The 4,119-nt window shown below is 62.0% G+C and carries 2 protein-coding genes; both read left to right on the forward strand.

Translation table 11 applies throughout. The annotated features are described in order from the left end of the window. On the forward strand, positions 1-443 hold a 443-nt coding region (locus QOC89_RS06475; protein ID WP_323044268.1), incomplete at its 5' end, for an acyl carrier protein. Continuing rightward, positions 440-4,119 (forward strand): SDR family NAD(P)-dependent oxidoreductase (locus QOC89_RS06480; RefSeq protein ID WP_323044269.1); only part of this gene is annotated, 3,680 nt, incomplete at its 3' end. The genes QOC89_RS06475 and QOC89_RS06480, both read left to right, overlap by 4 nt.

The raw sequence follows: 4,119 nt of genomic DNA on the forward strand, positions 1-4,119 counted from the left end.
TCGGCGAAACGGCCCGCAAGCTACGGCATGAAATTACCACCGCCGCTGCGCCTGAACGCGTCTGTCTGGTTTCCGATTACTTGTCGAAAAATTTGATTGAAATCCTTGGTATTGGTCGAAGTCAGCCTATCCATCCGCAGCAAGGATTCAGCGAACTGGGGCTCGACTCGCTGATGTCGATCGAACTGAGAAATCGTGTGTCGCGGGATCTTGAAATGCCGTTGTCCGCTACGGTGATATTCGAATATCCCACGTTGCATCTGATGACTGAATTCCTGGTCAAGCGAATCGCAGCGGGCGATGCATCTGCCGCTCCCGCCGTATCGCCGCCACAAGACCACCCCATCGAAGCCGATGCCGTCGAGACCGCTGTCGGGGCGCTTTCCGACGCAGAACTTGCGGCGCTCATCGAGCGTGAATGGCTTGGCCTGGAGGGGCGATGAGCGCACTCACTCCCGAACTTACTCCGTTACAGCGCGCTGTTCTGGTCACGCAAAAACTGCGCGCCCGTGTCGATGAACTGGAGGCGGCTTGCAACGCGCCAATCGCAATCGTCGGTATGGCTTGCCGTTTCCCTGGCGGCGCCGATAACCCGGAAGCGTATTGGCAGCTACTGCGCGAGGGCGTCGATGCGGTGGGAGAAGTGCCGCCGGATCGTTGGGACTGGCGCGAGCACTACTCGGAGAACGCTGCGGCGCCTGGCAAGACCTATGCGCGCTACGGGGCGTTTCTGCAAAACATCGACGAATTCGACGCCGCTTTTTTCGGTATTGCGCCGCGCGAAGCACGTGCCCTGGATCCCCAGCAGCGCCTGGTGCTTGAGTTGGGATGGGAGGCGATGGAGCGCGCGGGCTATGCGTCCGGGACGATGCGCGGCAGCATCACCGGCGTGTACCTGGGCGTCACGATGGCGGACTATGCGCACAAGACGCTGAGTTCGGGCCAGCTGGAGAGGGTCGACGCCTACAATCTGCTCGGCAACGCGCGTGCCATGGCGGCGGGGCGGTTGGCCTATGTGTGCGGATTTCAGGGTCCGGTCATGCAATTGGACACGACTTGCTCGTCGTCGCTTCTGGCTGTGCATCTGGCCATTCAGGGTTTGCGTCAGAAGGAATGCGAGATCGCGCTGGCCGGCGGTGTCAATGTGATGCTGTGGCCTGGCGGAGCGATTGGCTTCAGCAGTTTGAATGCGCTCGCGCGCGACGGCCGCTGCAAGGCCTTCGACGCTGGCGCCGACGGCTACGTGCGTGGCGAGGGCGGCGGCATTGTCGTGCTGCGGCGCCTCAGCGATGCGTTGAGGGACGGCGATCACATCGTGGCGGTGCTGCGCGGCTCGGCGGTCAATCACGACGGCCGCAGCAGTGGCTTGACCGTACCGAACGGATTGGCGCAAGAAGCCGTGATACGGCAAGCGCTCAAGAATGCCCAGCTCGACCCGGCGCAGATTGGTTATGTCGAAATGCATGGCACCGGTACGTCGCTGGGCGACCCCATCGAGGTGAATGCGCTGGCCAGAGCGTTGCAGACAGGGCACACGGCGAGACAGCCGATTCGCATCGGTTCGGCCAAGAGCAACATCGGGCATCTCGAGGCAGCCGCCGGGATCGCCAGCCTGATCAAGGCGGCGCTGGTGGTGGAGCAGGGCGAGATTCCACCGCATCTGCATTTTTGTACCCCTAATCCTGAGATCTTATGGGACGAACTTCCCATCGAAGTGCCGCTCGCGCTGACGCCCTGGATTGCGCAGGATGCGCCGCGCCGCGCGGGTGTCAGCGCTTTCGGGATGAGCGGCACCAACGTGCACGTGATAGTCGAACAGCCGCCGGCGCTACAGGCGGGGGCCGGCGAGCATACGGGTTCGCACGTGCTGCATCTGTCGGCGAGGAGCGACTCATCACTGCGAGCGCTGAGCGGACGGCTTGGGCATTTCCTCCGGACGCATCCCGATACTTCGTTGCATGACCTATGTTTTACGGTCAATACCGGGCGATCCCGCTTCGAGAAGCAAATTGCGATTCACGCGCAAAACATCACCGCGCTGAAAGCGCAGCTCGAATCGTTCGCCGACGGAGGCAGTATTGCGTTGCCGTTGCCGGAGACTTCAAACGTTCAGGACTTGTCAAAAGGCCGCAAGCTCGTTCTGCCGACCTATCCGTTCGAGCGCAAACGATATTGGATCGATGCGCTGACACCATCTTCGGCCCCGCATGAGAGTCGGGACGACGAAGTACGCACCTGGTTGTATGGAATAGCATGGCGCGAACAGGCATTGACTCATACGGCTGCAGAGAATTTTCCGTCGATCCGGACACTTGACCCGGAAATTTGCGAGGTCAGACGCTCAGCGCTGGCCGAACCCGATGCGCTGGCGTTCCCCGCCGTTTTGGCCGCACTGGAAGCGCGCAGCCTCGGATATGTGCGGGCGGCATTTGACAGCCTGGGCTGGAGCGCCGATCAGCAGCCCGGATTGGTCCCCTGTTACCGGCGTCTGCTAACGAGAATGTCGGAGATGCTGGCCGAAGATGGAGATGCACAGGTCGACACGCAACCCCCGGCGTGTGCCGAAGCGAATTTGCTGGCGGTGTGCGGGCCTCGCCTGGCTGACGTGCTATGTGGAGCGTGCAACCCGCTGGATTTACTTTTCCCGGCGGGAGACGACAGCGCGGTCCGCGCGCTCTACGAATACTCGCCGAGCGCACGGGCACTCAATGCGCTAATAGTGAAGTCCATCGAGATACTGATGCGCAGCGGCGCTGCGCTACGTATTCTCGAAGTTGGCGGCGGGACGGCCAGCACAACTGCGGAGCTGGTGCCGATGCTGGCGAGACGGCCGGACGCTGCTGCCTGCCGATACGTCTTCACCGATATTTCTCCGGCATTCACTTCCAAGGCAGGCGATCGCTTCAAATCGTTCGGATTCTTTACGACTCATTTGCTCGATATCGAGCGCAATCCGTCGGCGCAGGGATTCGTCGATCACCGTTTCGACGTGATCGTTGCTTCGAACGTGATCCACGCGACGCGCGACATCGAGGTCAGTCTGCGGCATCTGCGCGGCTTGCTTGCGCCGGGCGGTTATCTGTTGCTGGGCGAGGGCACCCGGCCTTTAAGATGGCTTGACCTGACCTTTGGTCTGACTGCCGGCTGGTGGCATTTCACCGACACGGCGTTGCGCAACCACGCGCTGATGTCTCCCGATGCCTGGCGCGCCGTGCTCGGGCGTCAAGGTTTCCCCGAGCGGGAGGTGTACGTTCTTCCCGAATTGTCGGCACAGTCGTTGATCGTCGCCCGGACGGAAAGCACGCCCCAGGCGAGTGAGCAAGCGGTAGCGGGATTCGGCCGGGATGTCATTTATCGGGTGCCGGCGAGGCATGCCGGCGGTACGCCTTTCGAACAGGTATGGCAGTCTTGCGGCGCTGTCCTTGCCTTGGCGCAGTCGTTAGTCGCGCAGTCCCCGGAATCGGCAACGCGGCTATGGATCGTGTCGCGCGGGGGCCTGATGCAGGCTCCCTTGCGTGGGGTGCGCAAATCGATTGCGCTGGAAAGGCCCGAACTGCGCCCGACATTGATCGAGATCGATGCGGAGTACGAGGGAGACATCGACGCGCTGATCCGCGCAGAGGTGAACAACGGCGGTGCCGAGGAAGAAATTGCGTACAGGAACGGGCGCCGGTCGGTGGCGCGTCTCGTGCCGCTTCAGACGGTGCCCCCGAGCTCGCCGCCAGTACGGCGCGATGCGAGCTACCTGATCGCGGGTGGCTTCGGCGATCTGGGTCTGCTGGTGGCGGAATGGCTTTGCGGCCACGGCGCGACGCATATCACTCTGCTGGGGCGCAAAGAACCTTCGCCGGCGGCGCAGGCCAGAGTCAACGCATTGACACAGCGCGGCGTAGCCATATTGACCATTTTGGGCGATGTGGCGGACGTTGGATCAGTCGCTCATGCAGTGGCGCAGACCTGTCTTACCGGCAAGCCGCTACGCGGCGTGTTCCATTCGGCTGGCGTGCTGGACGATGCGACGCTGACAGGACAGTCAAAGCAAACGTTCGAGCGTGTGATGGCGGCCAAGGTAAATGGCGCATGGAATTTGCACGAACAGACTCGCGATATTCCGCTTGA

It is taken from the genome of Paraburkholderia sp., from assembly GCF_034668105.1.
Lineage (GTDB): Bacteria > Pseudomonadota > Gammaproteobacteria > Burkholderiales > Burkholderiaceae > Paraburkholderia.